The sequence below is a fragment of the Bradyrhizobium sp. CCBAU 25338 genome (assembly GCF_028128965.1).
In the GTDB taxonomy this organism is placed as follows: domain Bacteria; phylum Pseudomonadota; class Alphaproteobacteria; order Rhizobiales; family Xanthobacteraceae; genus Bradyrhizobium; species Bradyrhizobium liaoningense.
Genome location: NZ_LFKY01000040.1, coordinates 487,889 through 504,629, shown reverse-complemented (window position 1 = coordinate 504,629; position 16,741 = coordinate 487,889). Strand labels below are relative to the sequence as shown.

16 protein-coding genes and 2 pseudogenes are annotated in these 16,741 nt (G+C 64.5%); 9 read left to right on the top strand and 9 right to left on the bottom strand.

Annotated elements, in window-relative coordinates; translation table 11 throughout:
- Window positions 1-10: 10 nt before the first annotated feature.
- Entirely contained in the window at window positions 11-490 is a 480-nt protein-coding gene (locus ACM42_RS26870) for a hypothetical protein (protein WP_271530690.1), read from the top strand.
- A 3-nt stretch (window positions 491-493) separates the two neighbouring features.
- Here the strand turns inward: ACM42_RS26870 and ACM42_RS26865 are convergent, their stop codons facing one another.
- Window positions 494-991: a DUF1993 domain-containing protein gene (locus ACM42_RS26865; RefSeq protein WP_271530743.1), complete on the bottom strand. Its 498-nt coding sequence runs from the start codon at window positions 989-991 to the stop codon at window positions 494-496.
- Between the two features lie 195 nt (window positions 992-1,186).
- Here ACM42_RS26865 and ACM42_RS26860 point away from each other — a divergent pair.
- The 3 genes and pseudogenes from ACM42_RS26860 to ACM42_RS26850 form a co-directional block, all read left to right on the top strand.
- Window positions 1,187-1,293, top strand: a pseudogene (locus ACM42_RS26860) (transporter substrate-binding domain-containing protein); the annotation flags it as partial.
- Window positions 1,294-1,476: 183 nt separating this feature from the next.
- The gene (locus ACM42_RS26855; RefSeq protein WP_271530689.1) at window positions 1,477-2,340 is read left to right on the top strand and encodes a DUF2147 domain-containing protein; all 864 of its coding nucleotides are present in this window, start codon (window positions 1,477-1,479) and stop codon (window positions 2,338-2,340) included.
- Between the two features lie 233 nt (window positions 2,341-2,573).
- Entirely contained in the window at window positions 2,574-2,930 is a 357-nt protein-coding gene (locus ACM42_RS26850; protein WP_271530688.1) for a hypothetical protein, read from the top strand.
- Between the two features lie 64 nt (window positions 2,931-2,994).
- Here ACM42_RS26850 and ACM42_RS26845 read toward each other — a convergent pair whose 3' ends face one another.
- Together ACM42_RS26845 and ACM42_RS26840 are read right to left on the bottom strand one after the other, a co-directional pair.
- The gene (locus ACM42_RS26845; RefSeq protein ID WP_197966305.1) at window positions 2,995-3,399 is read right to left on the bottom strand and encodes a (R)-mandelonitrile lyase; all 405 of its coding nucleotides are present in this window, start codon (window positions 3,397-3,399) and stop codon (window positions 2,995-2,997) included.
- A 24-nt stretch (window positions 3,400-3,423) separates the two neighbouring features.
- On the bottom strand, window positions 3,424-4,122 hold the full coding sequence (locus tag ACM42_RS26840) for a ribonuclease activity regulator RraA (protein WP_024341888.1): 699 nt from the start codon (window positions 4,120-4,122) through the stop codon (window positions 3,424-3,426).
- Between the two features lie 260 nt (window positions 4,123-4,382).
- Between ACM42_RS26840 and pxpB the strand changes: the two genes are divergently transcribed.
- Genes pxpB through ACM42_RS26825 form a run of 3 tightly spaced genes read left to right on the top strand, consistent with a single transcriptional unit; the run spans window position 4,383 to window position 6,948 of the window.
- On the top strand, window positions 4,383-5,114 hold the full coding sequence (pxpB, locus tag ACM42_RS26835; RefSeq protein WP_271530684.1) for a 5-oxoprolinase subunit PxpB: 732 nt from the start codon (window positions 4,383-4,385) through the stop codon (window positions 5,112-5,114).
- A complete protein-coding gene (locus ACM42_RS26830) occupies window positions 5,111-6,148 on the top strand; it encodes a biotin-dependent carboxyltransferase family protein (RefSeq protein WP_271530683.1) in 1,038 nt (345 codons plus the stop codon). The genes pxpB and ACM42_RS26830 overlap by 4 nt, the downstream gene beginning before the upstream one ends.
- 32 nt (window positions 6,149-6,180) lie before the next feature.
- On the top strand, window positions 6,181-6,948 hold the full coding sequence (locus ACM42_RS26825; RefSeq protein WP_271530682.1) for a LamB/YcsF family protein: 768 nt from the start codon (window positions 6,181-6,183) through the stop codon (window positions 6,946-6,948).
- 115 nt (window positions 6,949-7,063) lie between these two features.
- Here the strand turns inward: ACM42_RS26825 and ACM42_RS26820 are convergent, their stop codons facing one another.
- The 6 genes from ACM42_RS26820 to ACM42_RS26795 all read right to left on the bottom strand — a co-directional run bounded on the left by ACM42_RS26820 (window position 7,064) and on the right by ACM42_RS26795 (window position 14,661).
- A complete protein-coding gene (locus tag ACM42_RS26820) occupies window positions 7,064-7,216 on the bottom strand; it encodes a hypothetical protein (protein ID WP_035677849.1) in 153 nt (50 codons plus the stop codon).
- A gap of 202 nt (window positions 7,217-7,418) precedes the next feature.
- Window positions 7,419-9,023 (bottom strand): sulfite reductase subunit alpha, encoded by a 1,605-nt coding sequence (locus ACM42_RS26815; protein WP_271530681.1) that lies wholly within the window; start codon window positions 9,021-9,023, stop codon window positions 7,419-7,421.
- Entirely contained in the window at window positions 9,020-10,801 is a 1,782-nt protein-coding gene (locus tag ACM42_RS26810; protein WP_271530680.1) for a NirA family protein, read from the bottom strand. Before ACM42_RS26810 ends, ACM42_RS26815 begins: the two co-directional genes overlap by 4 nt.
- 334 nt (window positions 10,802-11,135) lie before the next feature.
- A complete protein-coding gene (locus ACM42_RS26805) occupies window positions 11,136-12,299 on the bottom strand; it encodes a CmpA/NrtA family ABC transporter substrate-binding protein (RefSeq protein WP_271530679.1) in 1,164 nt (387 codons plus the stop codon).
- A complete protein-coding gene (locus tag ACM42_RS26800; RefSeq protein WP_124158279.1) occupies window positions 12,296-12,886 on the bottom strand; it encodes an ANTAR domain-containing response regulator in 591 nt (196 codons plus the stop codon). Before ACM42_RS26800 ends, ACM42_RS26805 begins: the two co-directional genes overlap by 4 nt.
- 461 nt (window positions 12,887-13,347) lie before the next feature.
- Window positions 13,348-14,661, bottom strand: a complete 1,314-nt coding sequence (locus ACM42_RS26795; protein WP_271530678.1) for a hypothetical protein — start codon at window positions 14,659-14,661, stop codon at window positions 13,348-13,350.
- A gap of 277 nt (window positions 14,662-14,938) precedes the next feature.
- Between ACM42_RS26795 and ACM42_RS38750 the strand changes: the two are divergent.
- Together ACM42_RS38750 and rimO are read left to right on the top strand one after the other, a co-directional pair.
- A pseudogene (locus tag ACM42_RS38750) lies at window positions 14,939-15,133 on the top strand (IS5/IS1182 family transposase); the annotation flags it as partial.
- Window positions 15,134-15,289: 156 nt separating this feature from the next.
- Complete coding sequence (rimO, locus tag ACM42_RS26785) at window positions 15,290-16,609, top strand: 30S ribosomal protein S12 methylthiotransferase RimO (protein WP_271530677.1); 1,320 nt, start codon at window positions 15,290-15,292, stop codon at window positions 16,607-16,609.
- The last annotated feature ends 132 nt before the right edge of the window (window positions 16,610-16,741 follow it).

Genomic DNA, 16,741 nt, shown 5'->3' with positions numbered 1-16,741 from the left:
GGATGAACCCTTGTCAGAGATCGACCCGACCGACCACGCGCTCGCGACCATCGCCAGCATCCTGGAGCACCCCGAGCCCGTCCTCGTCGTTCGCGAGACCGAGACCATCCGGGAGACCGAGATCGTCGTCGTCGGTGAGCAGCCGTCCGTCGAAGAGCATCATGCTGTCGAAGAGCATCCGATGATCGACGAGCAGCCGCTGGTGCCGGAGCACATCGATGCGGATGGCTACAGCAAGGTTGGCCCCGGTCCGATGGTCGCGATCCGCCTCAAATGGACGGTCCATCGCGGCGACGACGACCAGTTCTACGTCCATGAGACCATCGGCGAGCAATCCGCCCCCGTGGTCAGCGGTCCGATGACGAGCGAGGCCGCCGTGCGCTTCGTTGACGAGCGGGAAGACGAGTCACATCGTCGCTTCGAAGAGCTGCGCAGCGAGATCGCCGGCCGAAGCTCGCTCGCCGACTACGAGCGCAAGGGCGAAGCGTAAGCTCTACCGCCGCCCGAGATAATCCTTCTTCACCAGCTCGACGCCGGCGTGCCGCAACAGGTCGTAGGCCGTGGTGACGTGAAAGAAGAACTGCGGGACGCTGAACGTCAGCAGCAGCGTCCGCCCGGTAAAGGGCAGCTCGGTCCCGTTCTTCAACCTGAAGAAGACGTTCCGTTCCGCAGCCGCATCGATCTCCGCGCGCGGAAGGCTTTCGATGAACTCGATGGACGTTGCGATGCGCGCCTGAAGCCCGGCCATGTCGTGCTCGAGGGCCGGCAGCGCCACCGGCTCGCACTGCGCCAGCAAGGCCGGCGCGACCACCGCGTGACGGCAGGCTTCGCCGACCTGCTGCGCCAGATCGTACATGTTCGGCGCAAGGCGCATGCCGAGCAGAACCGTCGGATTGAACTTGCGGGCCTCCGCATCAGCGACGCCCTTGTCGAGCAGCGCAGACAGGTTGCGCAAATAGGGCACGAAGAGGCCGACTGAGGCCTCGTACATCGAGATCGTCACCTCAAGGATTCCCTTCAATTCTGCCGCATCACCGAGTGGCATCTGGTCCAAATCCACCGCCCAAGGGCTGCACAATGACAGCTCGGGCATGGGTGGAAAAGAGATGATCGTTCAGTTCTGGACGGCTTTGGCCGAGGCGTTGCTGGTGACATGGCGCAGTCCCTCGGCAAGACGCTCGGCGTCAAGATTGATTGGCTCCAGCGCGACATGGCACTGAAAGCCTTCGTCGACCAATGGCTGCATATTTCCATGGAAGACGGCAGCTACAAATTGTCTACGCCGCCTGGTTCGGCTGGGCGTTCTTGCCGCGTCCTCCTGTCGCTGCCTTGGCCAAACTTTGGACCGGCTCCGGGCCTATTGAACCCGGAACCACCGGAAGACGACTCATACCAACGACAGTGATCTAGATCACTTTTTGCGAGCGAGCCGGCGCGTAAGCGTCGGTCCGGGGACCACCTGTTCAGGAGACGGAAATGAGGAAGCTGTTGGCCACGGCCGCATTCCTTTTGGCGAGCACCGCCGCGCAGGCGCAGTACACGTTCGAATATGGCGGGCGCACCATCCGCATCGATCCGGACCGCGGCACGGTGCAGATCCCCGGCGTCTACGACAACACCGGCCAGAGCAAGCCCAAGAAGGCCAAGAAGAACGAGACGACCCCGGGCCAACAAGCGCCGCAGCAGGCCACGGTCGAGCCCCAAACGCCGGCCGCGCCAGCTCCCGCCCCCGCTCCCATCGCCCCGCCGCCTGCGGCTGCGCAGGCACCTGTGCCTGCTGCACCCGCTGCTGCTGCACCCGCTGCAGCACCGCCGCCTCCGGCGGCAACCGCCAGCAATGCGCCGGCCGAGACCGCTGTGCTGCCGCCGCCTGCACCGGCCACGCAGCAGGCAGCTCCCGCCGTGACACCACCGCCGGCCCCAGCCGTGGCTGCGGTCCCTCCGGCGCCGCCTCCGCCCGCTCCGCCCCCGGCAACCGCCCCAGTCCAGGCGGCTGCCGTCGCGCCGCCCGCTCCTGCAGCGGCGCCCACGCGCGATCTCAATTCACCGCTCGGCGTCTGGCTGACCGAGGAGAGGGAAGGCAAGGTCCGCATCGAGCAATGCGGCAGCAATCTCTGCGGCTATTCGGTCGACAGCAAATCGAACCAGAACGGCGAGCAGGTCCTGATCAACATGAAGCCCGGCAAGGACCAGAAATGGTCCGGCCGCATCCTCGATCCGAACTCCGGCTCGACCTACGATTCCACGATTGCGATGAAAGGCACCGACCGGCTGCGCGTGCAGGGCTGCGCCTTCGGCGGCATGTTCTGCGGCGGCCAGACCTGGACACGCGTGAACTGAGTTTTTTGCACTCTCCAATACCGAGTCATTCCGGGGCACGCGAAGCGTGAACCCGGAAGCTCGAGATTCTCAGGTGCGCAATTGCGCACCATAGTCGGCTCAATGAGCCGCCCGGAATGACTCTTGAGCAGCGTGCGCCGGCTCACAGAGCCGCTTGCGCGCGTGACAGCCCTCACATCGCCGGTTCCACGCCCGTGCCACGATCCCCGCATGGTCACCCACAGGGACGTGTCATGAACGGCTTTCGCAAAGGTCTCCTCGCTTCCCTCGTCGCCATCGCCTTCCCGCTCACGCAGGCTGATGCTGCGACAAGCACTTTCGACGGCACATGGAATGTCCGCATCTCGTCGTCGAGCGAAACCTGCGGCAGCGGCGCAACCGTCGCAATCGGCATCAACAACGGTCAGATCGCCTCGAGCAGCGCCGCGGTGAACGCGTCCGGTCGCGTTGCCGATGCCGGTAGCATCAACGTCACCTTGAGCACCGGCGTCAAGCGCGCCGTCGGCTTCGGCCGGCTCAGCGGCAGCTCGGGCTCCGGCACCTGGCGCGGCGCGATGTGCACTGGGTCGTGGACGGCGGAGCGGATGTAAGTTGCGGTGTCCCGGACAAGCAGCGGCGCCTCAGGGCGACGCGTCTTGTCCGAGACACGGCGCGTTAACCGACCGCGGCCCCGTACTCTGCGTCGGTGACCGGCTCGAGCCAGGTCGAGTAGACGCCGTCGAGCGCTTCCTGCATGGCGATGTGGCACATGGCGTTGGTCGGCGATGCCCCGTGCCAGTGCAGTTCACCCGGCGGAATCCAGACAGTGTCACCAGGACGGATCTCGCGGATCGGCCCGCCCTTGGACTGGATGCGGCCGACGCCGGAAATGACGTAAAGCGTCTGCCCGAGCGGATGATGATGCCAGTTGGTGCGTGCGCCCGGCTCGAACGACACGCGCGAGCAGTTCAGCCGTGCCGGCGCGGGCGCCATGATCACGGGGTCCTGCAAGACAGTGCCGGTGAAGTGTTCCTTGGGCGCGTGGCGGGTCGGCCGCGTGCCTGCAACAGTGATCTCCATCGAAATGACCTCTCTTCTTCCCGGTTACTTCTTGCTCGCGGCGTAGCGCGCCTTGGTTTCGGCATTCATGGGGTAGAGGCCCGGCAGCGCCGCGCCGTTGTTCACCTCGTTGACGATCCAGGCCTCCATCCGCTCCTGCTCGACGCCCTCGGCGAGGACATGATCAAGCATCGCCTGCGGGATCAGCACGCAGCCGTCCTGGTCGGCGACGACGATGTCGTTCGGGAAAACGGCAACGCCGCCGCAGCCGATCGGCTCGCCCCAGCCGACGAAGGTGAGGCCCGCAACGGAAGGCGGCGCGGCATAGCCGTCGCACCATACCGGAAGATTGGTGCCGAGCACGCCCTCGACGTCACGCACGACGCCATCGGTGACCAGCGCGGTGACGCCGCGCTTGACCATGCGGGCGCACAGGATGTCGCCGAAGATGCCGGCATCGGTGATGCCCATGGCATCGACCACGGCGATGCATCCTTCCGGCATCGCCTCGATCGCGGTGCGGGTCGAGATCGGCGACGACCAGGATTCGGGCGTCGCCAGATCCTCACGCGCCGGCACGAAGCGTAGCGTGAAGGCCGGTCCCACCAGGCGCGGCAGGCCCGGGCGGAGCGGACGGGCGCCGCGCATCCACACATTGCGCAGCCCCTTTTTCAGCAGGACCGTGGTGATCGTGGCGGTGGTGATGCCGGCGAGGGTCTTGCGGGCTTCGGGGGACAGCGACATGGACGAGAACGAGCTCCGGATAGGCGGGAAAGAACGCGCGCATCTTGCGAGCCGCAGCCCTTGCGTCAAGGGCCAAGAGGGTCCCAATAACGCAGGGCCGCTGAGCTGTTATGCGACGCGATAACAAGGCTTTATCGGCTCCCCTTGCATTAATTTATTGGACTTGCGGGCGCATTTACGCGAAGCAGGGGTGACGCGGAACTCAACGTCGAGCCCGCACGCTTCCAAAAGTCCGATTTCGACAGCTCTTCGACAGCTCAATGGCCGCGACGCTTCCCCCGCCCCGCCTTCTGCCCAGCGGCGACAGCGCCGTCACGGTCGAGTTCAGCCGCACCATCGACGAGGACGCCAACCAGCGCGTGCTGGCTCTCGACAAGGCGCTCGCAGCAAGCCCCATCGACGGCATCACCGAGACCGTGCCGACCTATCGCTCGTTGCTGGTTCACTACGACCCCGAAAAGATCGGTTTCGACGCGCTCGGCGAAAAGATCCTCCCGATCGCCACCCGGCCGCTGCCGCCGGTCACCAAGGCGCGCCGCTGGCGCATTCCCGTCGCCTATGGCGGCGAGCATGGCATCGACCTCGAGGATGTCGCGAAGGCGCTCAACACCACGCCCGACGACATCATCGCCCGGCATGCGGGCGGCGACTACAAGGTCGCCATGATCGGCTTCACGCCGGGCTGGTCCTATCTCAGCGGCCTCGACAAGTCCCTGCACATGTCGCGGCGGCAGAATCCGCGGCTGCTGACGCCGGCGGGCACGATCTCGATCGGCGGCATCCAGGCCGGGATCCAGTGCCTCGCCGCGCCGAGCGGCTGGCATCTGCTCGGCCGCACGCCGGTGCGAACCTATCAGCTCCACCGCAATCCGACCTTCCTCACCGAGCCCGGCGATCGCGTGACGTTCTTCGCCATCGACCACAAGACGTTCGCGGAACTGGACCGCGCCGCGGAAGCCGGCGAGATCATCGCCGAGCAGGTGGCCGCATGAGCCGGCTCGTCGTCGCCAGCATCGGGCCTGCGAGCTCCGTCCAGGATGGCGGCCGCCTTGGCGCGCAGCGCTATGGCTTGACGGTCAGCGGGGCGATGGACCGCTTGTCGCTTGCGGCAGCGAACATCCTGGTCGGCAACGAGCCGTTCGCGGCGGCTGTGGAGATCGGCCCGTTCGGCGCTTCCTTCACTGCCCGCGACGGCGCCGTCCGCGTCGCGATATCAGGCGCGCCGCGCAATGCGGACGTCGCCGGAAGCCCGGTCGCGATGGACACATCGGTGACGCTGAGGGACGGCGAGACGCTGACGCTCGGCTTTGCCCGCGGCGGCGCCTTCACCTATCTCGCGATCGAGGGCGCGATCAAGGGCGAGCCGGTGTTCGGCAGTCTTGCGGTGAATGCCCGCGCCGGTCTCGGCAGCCCCTACCCGCGCCCGCTTCAGGCCGGCGACGAATTCATCGTCGATGCCGCGAGCGGCGCGCCGGAGCTACGCATCGAATTGCCGAAGCCAGCGACAGGTCCGATCCGGGTCCTGCTGGGTCCGCAGGATGACGAGTTCGACGAGGCCAACAAGGCGCTGTTCCTGAACAGCGAGTGGAAGATCTCGGCAACCTCCGACCGCATGGGCTACCGGCTCGAAGGGCCCCCGATCAAGCATCTGCACGGCCACAACATCGTCTCCGACGGCACCGTCAACGGCAGCATCCAGGTGCCCGGCAACGGCGCGCCGATCGCGCTGATGATGGATCGCGGCACCTCCGGCGGCTATCCGAAGATCGCAACCGTGATTACGGCCGACGTCGGCCGCCTTGCCCAGACCTCGGCGGGAACCGCATTTCGCTTCAAGGCCGTCAGCATGGCCGAAGCGCAGGACGAGGCGCGCAGGTTTGCCCAGTTGATCCGCAGCCTGCCCGATCGCCTGCGCTCCTCTGACACCGTCGCGCTCAACATCGCGGCGCTCAGCGATGCTAACGTGGCGGGCTATGCGGTCAGCGCCGTCGATGCCGGGACCTGGCAGGTCACGGCCGAGCCGTAAGCCACAACGAAGACCAGAGGCGGAGAGCACCCATGAAGACAGTCGATCTCAATTGCGACCTCGGCGAAGGTTTTGGCGCGTGGGAGATGGGCAACGACGCCGCCATGATCGAGCTCGCAAGCTCGGTCAACGTCGCCTGCGGCTTCCATGCCGGCGATCCCGACATCATGCGGCGGACGGTCGAGCTGGCGAAGGCCCGCGGCGTCTCGGTCGGCGCGCATCCCGGCTACCGCGACCTGCACGGCTTCGGCCGCCATCCGATCGCGGGCCTGAAGGCCTCCGAGATCGAGAATCTCGTCGCCTACCAGATCGGCGCGCTGCAGGCGATCGCGACCGCCGCCGGCATCAAGGTGACGCATGTGAAGGCGCATGGTGCGCTCTCCAATGTCGCCTGCGAGGACGACATGACCGCGAAGGCGATCGCCGCCGGCATCAAGGCGGTCGATCCCAGCCTGATCTTCGTCGTGCTCGCCAATTCGAAGCTGGTGAAGGCCGGCGAAGTGGCCAATCTGCCGATGGTGCACGAGGTCTTCGCCGACCGCGCCTATGAGGACGACGGCAACCTCGTCTCGCGCAAGAAGCCCGGCGCGGTGCTGCACGATGCCAAGGCGATCGCCGACCGGGTGGTGCGCATGGTGCAGGACGGCGCGGTGGTGTCAGTGACCGGCAAGGTGATCAAGATGCGCACGGATACCGTGTGCATCCACGGCGACACGCCGGGCGCAGTCGACATCGCGCGTGGTGTGCGTCAGGCGCTGAAGGATGCGGGGATCGAGGTCGCGCCGTTCAAGCGCGGGTGAGGTACGACAGGCGCCGTAGGGTGTGCAAAGCGAAGCGTGCCCACCAAACCGAATATATTGAGAGATGGTGGGCACGGCACGCGAAGAGCGCGCCTTTGCCCACCCTACGAGAACTCTAAAACGGATGCACCGAGAGCGTGCCGAACACGATCGCCGCGATGACCGCAAATGCGCTGTAGAGCGCCAGATGATGGGCGTTCGCCCGGGTCTGCCGCGAGAGCGAGCGCGCGTAGAAGTGCAGTCTGGCTTCCGCCGATAGTTCGCGCATGTTCGATCTCCAACGCCCCATTTGCGGGAGTATGAGGGATCAACCAGGGCGGGAGGCAAGATGGTGGCGCAAATAGCGATGCGCCTCCTCCGAGGCGGCCGTCTTGCAGATGTAAATTCTCTTAGGGCCCCGGTTCCGAGAATCTTATTCGTTCAAATCCGAGCCAGTCGGAACCGGCTCGGATAACAGTCAGCGGCAGCGGTCAGTACACATCCGCCTGGAAGCGGCCGGTCTTCTTCAGCTCGGCGACGAAACTGACGGCTTCGTCGGTCGAGCGCGCACCGAACTGGGCGACGATGTCGACCAACGCACGCTCGACGTCCTTGGCCATGCGCTTGGCGTCGCCGCAGATGTAGAAATGCGCGCCGTCGGCAAGCCAGGTCCACAATTCGCGGCCGACCTCGCGCATGCGGTCCTGCACGTAAAACTTCTTCTCGCCGTCGCGCGACCAGGCGAGCGACAGGCGCGTGAGTACGCCCGATGTCTTCATCGCGTTGAGCTCGTCCTGGTAGAAGAAGTCGCAATCGCTGCGCTGATGGCCGAAGAACAGCCAGTTCTTGCCGGGCGCACCGGTCGCCTTGCGGTCGAGGAGGAAGGCGCGGAACGGCGCGATCCCGGTGCCGGGACCGATCATGATAACAGGCGTCTTCGGGTCCTGCGGCAGGCCGAAACCATGCGCCTTCTGCACGTAGACCTTGAGCTTGTCGCCCTCATTGATGCGCTCGCCGAGGAAGGTCGAGGCGACGCCGAGCCGCTTGCGCTTGCCGATGACGTAGCGCACGGAGTCCACCGTCAGCGACAGCTTTCCGGGCGTCGCATTGTGCGAGGACGAGATCGAGTAGAGCCGCGGTTGCAGCGGCTCCAGCGCCTCGACGAAGGCCTCGGGATGCGGCCGCATGCCGGAAAACTTCTGGAGCGCCGCCATCACGTCGAGGGTGGCGGCATCGCCGTCGGGATCCTCGCCCTGTGCCAGCGCCCGCGCCTTCTCGCGCGCCGCGCCGCCGGTGATGAACGAGATCAGTTCGAACAGCGTGTCGGGTGCCGGCGACAGCGAGACGTCGTCGATCAGCACCTCGCGCAGCGTCTTGCCGTTGACCTTGGTCGTGTGGGAAGCGCCGAGCAGCGCGATGATCTGGTCGACGAGGCCGACATCGTTGCGTGCGAACACGCCGAAGGAATCGCCGACGACGTAGTCGAGTTTGCTCTCGGAGAGATCGAACTCGACGTGATAGGTCTCCTTCTCCGACTTTCCCTTGTTGAGAAGACGGCGCGACAGGAAGGTTGCGGTCACAGGGTTGTCGCGCGAGCGGCCTGGCTCTGCGATCGTCACGGTGACGGCCGGCGCCGCCGCGTCCGGCTTGTCGGCCGATTTGGCCACTGGGGCCTTGTCGAGCTCTTCGTACAGCGACTTCAGCATCCGCGCGGTTTCCTTGCCGCCGGGAACGCAGAGGTTGAGCCGTGCTTCGCTGCGGCTCGCGATCGCCTCCGAATAATCGTGGCAATTGTAGCCGCACTGGCCGCAGTCCTGCTGCGCCATCGCCGCCATCATCTTGCGGCGCAGGGGTCGTCCCTCGGCGAGCTTCATCCGCTCGGCGATCGGCATGGTCTGGTCGTGCCACGGCGCCTCGCCGTCGTCGCCGTCACCGGCTTGCATGACGGCCGCGCCCTGCTCCGCCGACAATGGTGTCGCGACGTCAGGCGACAGCAGCCCGGCGAAGAAGCCGTTCAGCCAGGAGCGCTGCGCGTCGGAGAACGGCGCGCTGGGTGGGATGATGTCGAGCTTGGGCGGAGGGGTGATCTGGTTCATGCGGACACCTGTGCATCGGCAAGCTTGCGCAGCGTTTCGCCGTCATGGCGGCGCGCAAAGGACAGGAACGTTTCTTCGGGAGAGGAGCGATGGGCGATGTAGGCCTTGAGCAGTGCTTCGACCGTCTTCGGCGCGTCCTCGGCCTTGAGGTCGTGATAGACCTCCTGGCCGACATCGGCGTCAGGACCGAACCCGCCGCCGGTGAAGAGGTGATAGCCTTCGACCGTGTCTTCCTCGCCGACCGGCACACGCGCACCGATCAAGCCGATATCGCTGATGTAATGCTGCGCGCAGGAATGATGGCAGCCGGTGACGTGGATGTTGACCGGCTTGTCCATCGCGACGCGCGGCTCGCACCAGTCGCCGATCTCGGCGGCATGGCGCTTGGTGTTCGCCGCGGCGAAGCGGCAGCCGGCATTGCCGGTGCAGGCGATCAGGCCGGCGCGGATGTAGGAGGCCTCCACGGCGAGCCCGATCTGCTTGATCGCCGTGATGGCAAGCTCGACATTCTCGTCGCGCACGCCTGATATCAGCAGGTTCTGCCAGACCGTGAGGCGGATCTCGCCGTCACCGAGATCCCGCGCGACCTTGGCGAGGCCGCGCATCTGATCGGAGCTGAGCTTGCCGAGCGTCAGCGACACGCCGATCCAGTTGAGGCCATCCTGCTTCTGCTTGTGCACGCCGACATGCGCCATGCGATCCGCGGCGGGCCGCGGCGCGAACGCCTCTTCCGGCACGCGCGTGAACGGCGTCTTCAGCCGCTCTTCAACGAGCTTGAGAAAGCCGTCATGGCCCATGGCGTCGAGCACATATTTCAGCCGCGCCTTGTTGCGGTTGGTGCGGTCGCCATGGTCGATGAACACGCGCACGATGGCGTCGGCGACGGCCGTCGCCTGCTCCGGCTTGACGATGATGCCGGAATATTTTGCAAAGTCCTTGTGGCCGGTAATGCCGCCGAGACCGAGGCGGAACCAGACGCCGGGCTCGACGCCGAACCCGTCCTTCACCTCGTATGCGGTGAAGGCGATGTCGTTGGTCTCCTCGAGCACCGCGACCCTGCCGGCGCCGTCGAAGGCGACGTTGAACTTGCGCGGCAGGCCGTAGAGCGAGCGGTCGTTGAGGATATGGTAGTGCCACTCGCGCGCATAGGGCCGCGTGTCGATCAGCTCCTGCGGATCGATGCCGGCCGTCGGCGTTCCCGTCACGTTGCGGATGTTGTCGGCGCCGGAGCCGCGCGAGCACAGGCCGAGGTCCTGGATGCCCTCGATCAGCTTCACCGCGTTCTTCGGTGGAATCTCGCGAAGCTGGAGGTTGGCGCGCGTCGTGACATGACTGTACGGGCCGCAGAGCTCGTCGGCGAGATCGGCAAGGCCCGACAGCTGCCAGTGCTTCATGATGCCGTTCGGAATACGCAGGCGGCACATGTAGGAGTCCTGCGTCGGCGCGACGTAGAAGATGCCGTAATAGCGCCAGCGGAAATTGTCAGCCGGGCTCGGCGGAGCGTTGTCGAGCGCCTGCTGGCGCAGCCGCGGATAGGCATCGAAGGGATGCTCGTCGCGCTTGAACTTCTCCTGGTCGGCGAGCTTCTTGCCGGACGCGATGACCTTGTCCTGCGCCTTGATGTGCACGGCGTCGGGACCGGTCGGCTCGACATTCGCCTTGCCGGCACCCGCGCCGAGACCGCGGCCCACCCGGCTGATCTGCAAGCCGGTCGTGAAGCCTTCGAGATAGCGTTTCTGCTCGTCGGTGAAGTCGACTGAGAGCGTTTCGATTTTCATGGTCGGTAACGAAGCTCCTGCGGCCACCAAGGTGGCTTCGACGGAAATTGTGCGACCCGCGGGAAACTCGGCCGGCTCAAGAGCCCGCTTCGCAACCCGACGGTCCATTCAGCTTCGTTGCTGTGGGACTTGGCTCAGCAGGCACCTATGACAAGCTGGCCGCAGTGCAACATTCAAGTTGCGTGCCAGCTGGGTCGAAATAAAAAGCCTTTTAATATCAGAAGATTAGGATACGCCCGGGAAAATACTGATCCGAGAGCTCTCCCGAAATTCAAGCAGTCAGCCCAAACATTAGCCAACGAACCTACGTGCTCGAAAACGAAGCAGATCCGAATCAGGCCTTCCAGCGCCCGACCTCGAAGGCCTCGAGATGCCCCCGGATGTTGTCGGGATCGAAGACGGGCCCGGCAAAGGCGCCGAACGCCGCTGGAGCTTCAATGGGCGCCCTGTTGCCAAGGGCTGCGTCGTAAAGGTCGGGCCTGAACACCGCCATTGCCGTGTTGACGCCGTCCGGGGTCAGGGCCGTCTGCCCCCAGCGCACCATCTGGGCATAGAGCCAGGCGGCCTGGACCGGATCGGGGCGCCCTGCCCCTTCGCGCCCAACGAGGAGGTAGCGACCGCTTTCACGGAAGGTACCGTCGGGCGAGATCTTGAGGCGTCCGGTGAGGGTGCGCTGAATGACCTCGGCATCGACGCCGATCCGCTCCGGCTGGGCCAGGATCTGCGCCGCCTCCGTGCGGTTCTCGGGATGCTCGATGAACTCGGCGGCTTTCACGGCCGCGCGCACCAGTGCTGCAACCACGTCCGGATTCTTGTCGGCCCAGGTCTGGCGGACCGCCAGCACCTTCTCCGCCGCACGGACCAGGATGTCGGAGACGAAATGCAGGATATGCCCGATGCCGAGATCGACCGCGACCGAATTCCATGGCGCGCCGACGCAGAACGCATCGACATGGCCGTTCTTGAGGCTGTCGACCATGAAGGGCGGCGGCAGCACTACGAGGCGCACGTCCTCGTCGGGATCGACGCCCGCCGCGGCCATCCAGAACCGCAATTGATAATTGTGGGTGGAGAACGGGAAGGTCATGCCGAAGGTCAGCGGCTCGGCCCCTGCCTTGCGCCTGATGGCAACGACCTTCGCCAGCGCCTTCGCGGTCGCCATCGGGTCAAACCGATCGCCGTCGATCTCCTCCATCAGCGCGGCATGGAGCGCCGGCGACACCGTGATGGCATTGCCGTTGATGCCGAGATTGAACGGCGCTGCGATCGGCACCTTGACGTGACCGAGTCCGAGCGAAGAGGCAATCGCCACGGGCGCCAGGAGATGCGCGGCGTCGAACAGGCCGATATTGAGCTTGTCGCGGACGTTGGACCAGGAGACCTCGCGCACCAGCTCGACGTCGAGCCCTTCGGCGGCGGCAAATCCCTTGTCGACGGCGACGATCAGGGCGGCGGCATCGACCAGCGGAATGAACCCGATGCGGAGGGGAACGGTCATTTCAGCATCTCCGACGCGGTGATGATCGACTGTGCGATCTCGCCGATTTTCTTCTTCTCGCGCATCGCCGTGGAGCGCAGCAGCACATAGGCCTCGTCCTCGGTCAGGCCCTTCACCTTCATCAGAATGCCCTTGGCGCGTTCGATGATCTTGCGGTCCTCGAGCTGCGACTTGGTCCGCTCCAGCTCCTCCTGGAGCTTGGCGAAGGCGTTGAAGCGGGACACGCAGAGGTCGAGAATTGGCTTGATGCGCTCCTTCTTCAGGCCGTCGACGATATAGGCGGACACCCCCGCCTCGACCGAGGCCTGGATCGAGGCTGAATCGCTCTGGTCCACGAACATGGCGATCGGCCGCTTCACGGCACGGCTGACCTGGAACATCGCTTCCAGCACGTCGCGGCTGGGGTTCTCCAGGTCGATCAGGATGATGTCAGGATCGACCGCATAAATGCGGGCGAGCAGGCTCTGCATCTCGCTGATATGGACCACTTGCGTGAATCCGGCCTCCCGCAATCCCTCCTCCAGGATCGCGGCCCGGATCGGGCTTTCGTCGACGATCACGATTTTGGGCGACTGTTCGGCGCTCATGGCTCACTCGCGGCGGGTGATTCATCCATAGCATGCCGGTACGCCCTGCAAAGGGTTGTAATTATGGGCAATTGGGACTAGCTCAGGCCGGTCAAATCAGGCAGTTCAGATATGGATCAGACGGCTGCGCCCAAGGTCAGCTTCGTGTCGCTCGGCTGCGCCCGAGATGTCCCTCGCGCACCCATCGGGTACGTTCACGCGTAGCCTGAACTCCGGACACAAGCGTTGCCGATCTTAGACATGCATAGTCTTGTCGACTTCAGCCCGCACCGGAAACATCATACCACAGGAAAAACTAACCAAGGCCATGCCGAGGATGAAAACGGCTCATCGCAGTTTTGCGTACACGGTGTCGAAGCGACAGTTCGAGATCAAGGCGCGCCCGTGATCGGTCACGATTGCTGATCGACAATCGCTTTTCGAGCATCATGTGCCACAGAAGCGGCTCTCAATGGTCGGCTTTAATGCTTGGATCGAGCGCTTCGCACGCCCAGGACGGATGTCAGAGGGCGATGTGAGGCAGCTCTGTGGCGCTCTCCCATCCAAGAATCGAACTTGATTGCAGGCTCAATGATCGCGTCGGTCGAGTGGTGGATTGCCCACGCCAGCTTGTCGATGAACTCGAACTCGAACAGGGCTTCCGGATCATCGCCGAAGTGATATCGGGTGTCGCGCAGGAATGCGAAGCCCCTGTCGCGCAGTTGGTCTTTCCACGCCGGATTCTGCGTGCCTGCATACGCATATCCAACGTCGACGGCGTAGTTCTCGAAGGCTTCGGCCAGCTTCAACATGTCGCCCAGCTTCAGCATCCCGGCCGCATCGCCCATGCCCTGGAGGCGGAAGCTCGTCATGCGGTTCTTGGAGTTCGCGTCGAGTTCGGCTTCCGTCCAACGCATGATGCCGGCGGCGACGCCGCGGGCGAAGCCTTCCTTGATGAACTTCACCTGGATGTTCCGGAGCGCCTGCTTCGCCGCGGCGCGGTCGGCGAACTTGAGGATGACGTCTGGGATCATGGAGGCGATGCTGGCCGCCGAGAACGCTCCCTTCAGGCCGGCCTTGAACATCGCGCCGCGCGTCGGGGCGCCCGTCGCCGGCGAGACCGAGGACTTGGGCTTGGTCCCTCCCCCGCCGCCGTGCACCGCGATATGCATCTTCGGTCTCAGGGCGACCGGCTCGAACTTCAGCGCGTTCACCCCCTGCAGCCGCATCTTAGCGATGTCCTTGGTGTTCTGGCTGAGGAGCACGGGATTCCTGATATTCCGGACATGCGCGCTGGCGCGGACATGGGCGACCATCTTGGCGTCCCCATGCCCAAGCCCCGCGGCAGTGGCCTGATCGGTCCACGCCCGCACCTGGGCAAGAGGGACCTGCGAGGCCATGGTATCGACCTGGAGGCCGAAGCGCTGCAGGAAAGCTTGCCGCTGCGCCATGTTCTGCGCACCAGCCTTCGAGAAGAGGAACTCGGTCTCGACATGCTTGGGAAGAAGCATCTTGAAGCCGTCCCTCTGCATGCGCGCCAGTTCGTCGAGGCCGCCCTGGAGCGCGCCGGACTCGATGTCGATAAGAAGGCTGGTGTCGAACCAAACGACGGTGCTCATGGCGAAGCCTGTTAGAAGGGGATTTGAACTATGTATGTGTCCGGGCCGCCCGGAGGGCGATGATCTTGAGGAAGCGGGCTTCGTGGGGCACGCTCGATTGGCATGGCTCTTACTCCGAAGCAGACGAGCAAATTGTAGTTCTTTGTAGCAATTGCTGGACAACACGTTCAAAAGCATCGTCGGCTAAAATAATCCGGCGGAAATTCTCAAGTCGGGGTCACGAGCGACAAAACTCAATATGAGCATATTAGGTATGCTTTCGGTTGCATAACGGCCGAAACCTCCTCCAGCAGGGAGGTTGAGCCTGGCTGCCGAGCGGTGATTCAAGCCCGGAATGGAGCGGCCGAATTACGCGTTATGAACTCACCGAGCGGACTGCCATCAAGCCGATGCTGCCGAACGAGCCGCGCGGTGTGCCACGGGGTAAACGACCGTCGAGTCCTCATGGCATGAGGCCTCGGCGAATATCCCACCAAAGAGAAATCGGACGGACGTGCTTTGCTTCAGCCCATATCTCGATGGGGCTCCCAACTTGGTCGAGCGGTCGTTCAATTAGATCAAACACTGTCGACGTGTGGCAACGCGATACGACAAGCAGGCGGCCAACTGTCTCGCATTCGTCCAGCGTGCTTCCATACGCCTGTGGCTACGCGGTAATGAGGCCACGTCTAGCTACTGCCAGATCGCGTCACAATATATGCGCGAGCGTTGCCGCATGGAGCACGTTAGTTATTGAATTTCGTCATTGGATCAATTAGTTGGATTGCGTATCCGAACAATCCAGATGTAGGTTCCAGGCGATTACATGGAAAGAGCGCCGCGTATTTCATTCACTTCGCTCGGGTGTCCCAAGGCATTGGTGGATTCCGAGCGCATCATCACGCGCCTGCGCGCGGAGGGTTACGAGCTCGCCCGCAAGCATGACGGGGCCGACATCGTCATCGTCAACACCTGCGGCTTCCTCGACAGCGCCAAGCAGGAATCGCTCTCGGCGATCGGCGAGGCCATGGCCGAGAACGGCAAGGTGATCGTGACCGGCTGCATGGGCGCGGAACCCGAGCAGATTGAGCAGGCCTATCCGGGCGTGCTCTCCATCACCGGCCCGCAGCAGTATGAGAGCGTGCTCGATGCCGTGCACCGCGCGCTGCCGCCTGCGCATAATCCGCATCTCGACCTGGTGCCGCCGCAGGGCATCAAGCTGACGCCGCGGCACTACGCGTACTTGAAGATATCCGAAGGCTGCAACAACCGCTGCACCTTCTGCATCATTCCGAAACTGCGCGGCGACCTCGTCTCGCGCCCAGCCAACGACGTGTTGCGCGAGGCCGAGCGCCTGGTCGGCGCTGGCGTCAAGGAATTGCTGGTGATCTCGCAGGACACCTCCGCCTACGGCGTCGATCTGAAATACGCCGAGAGCCCCTGGAAGGACCGCCAGGTCCGCGCCAAATTCCTCGACCTCGCGCGCGAGCTCGGCGAGTTGGGTGCCTGGGTCCGACTGCAATATGTCTACCCCTACCCGCACGTCGACGAGGTCATCGCGCTGATGAACGAGGGCAAGGTGCTGCCCTATCTCGACATCCCCTTCCAGCATGCGAGCCCCGAAGTGCTGAAGGCGATGAAGCGCCCCGCCGCGCAGGACAAGACGCTGGCACGCATCAAGCGCTGGCGCGAGGAATGTCCCGATCTCGCCTTGCGCTCGACCTTCATCGTCGGCTTCCCCGGCGAGACCGATGCAGACTTTGCTTACCTGCTCGACTGGCTCGATGAGGCCGAGATCGACCGGCTCGGCTGCTTCAAATACGAGCCGGTTGCGGGGGCGACGTCGAACACGATCGAGAACCCGGTGCCGGAAGAGGTCAAGCAGGAGCGCTACAACGCACTGATGGCGCGCCAGCAGAAGATCTCGGCACGACGGCTGAAGCGCAAGGTCGGCACGCGCCAGCAGATCATCATCGACGAGGTCGGCCCGACCGTTGCGAAGGGCCGCTCCAAGTCCGACGCGCCGGAGATCGACGGCGCGGTCTATCTGACGAGCCGCCGTCCCTTGCGCGTCGGCGAGATCGTCACCGCGAGGATCGAGCGCGCGGACGCCTACGACCTGCACGGCAGCGTCGCGGGGTTCTGAAGGAACTCGCGTACACCAATGCTGGCACAACGTCATGGCCGGGCTTGTCCCGGCCACGCGTTGACACCCGGCATGACGGCCTCTTGAGAATAGGCGCACGCAAGCGCAGCCGCTAGCGTCGCTGGAGCCACA

Excerpts from the sequence above, each read along its gene's own strand:
- ACM42_RS26805 (WP_271530679.1), bottom strand. The coding sequence starts at position 12,299 with ATGACCGTTCCCCTCCGCATCGGGTTCATTCCGCTGGTCGATGCCGCC.
- ACM42_RS26845 (WP_197966305.1), bottom strand. The coding sequence starts at position 3,399 with ATGGAGATCACTGTTGCAGGCACGCGGCCGACCCGCCACGCGCCCAAG.
- ACM42_RS26800 (WP_124158279.1), bottom strand. The coding sequence starts at position 12,886 with ATGAGCGCCGAACAGTCGCCCAAAATCGTGATCGTCGACGAAAGCCCG.
- ACM42_RS26850 (WP_271530688.1), top strand. The coding sequence starts at position 2,574 with ATGAACGGCTTTCGCAAAGGTCTCCTCGCTTCCCTCGTCGCCATCGCC.
- ACM42_RS26810 (WP_271530680.1), bottom strand. The coding sequence starts at position 10,801 with ATGAAAATCGAAACGCTCTCAGTCGACTTCACCGACGAGCAGAAACGC.
- pxpB (WP_271530684.1), top strand. The coding sequence starts at position 4,383 with ATGGCCGCGACGCTTCCCCCGCCCCGCCTTCTGCCCAGCGGCGACAGC.
- ACM42_RS26795 (WP_271530678.1), bottom strand. The coding sequence starts at position 14,661 with ATGCTTTTGAACGTGTTGTCCAGCAATTGCTACAAAGAACTACAATTT.
- ACM42_RS26825 (WP_271530682.1), top strand. The coding sequence starts at position 6,181 with ATGAAGACAGTCGATCTCAATTGCGACCTCGGCGAAGGTTTTGGCGCG.
- ACM42_RS26830 (WP_271530683.1), top strand. The coding sequence starts at position 5,111 with ATGAGCCGGCTCGTCGTCGCCAGCATCGGGCCTGCGAGCTCCGTCCAG.
- ACM42_RS26820 (WP_035677849.1), bottom strand. The coding sequence starts at position 7,216 with ATGCGCGAACTATCGGCGGAAGCCAGACTGCACTTCTACGCGCGCTCG.
- rimO (WP_271530677.1), top strand. The coding sequence starts at position 15,290 with ATGGAAAGAGCGCCGCGTATTTCATTCACTTCGCTCGGGTGTCCCAAG.
- ACM42_RS26815 (WP_271530681.1), bottom strand. The coding sequence starts at position 9,023 with ATGAACCAGATCACCCCTCCGCCCAAGCTCGACATCATCCCACCCAGC.
- ACM42_RS26855 (WP_271530689.1), top strand. The coding sequence starts at position 1,477 with ATGAGGAAGCTGTTGGCCACGGCCGCATTCCTTTTGGCGAGCACCGCC.
- ACM42_RS26840 (WP_024341888.1), bottom strand. The coding sequence starts at position 4,122 with ATGTCGCTGTCCCCCGAAGCCCGCAAGACCCTCGCCGGCATCACCACC.
- ACM42_RS26865 (WP_271530743.1), bottom strand. The coding sequence starts at position 991 with ATGTACGAGGCCTCAGTCGGCCTCTTCGTGCCCTATTTGCGCAACCTG.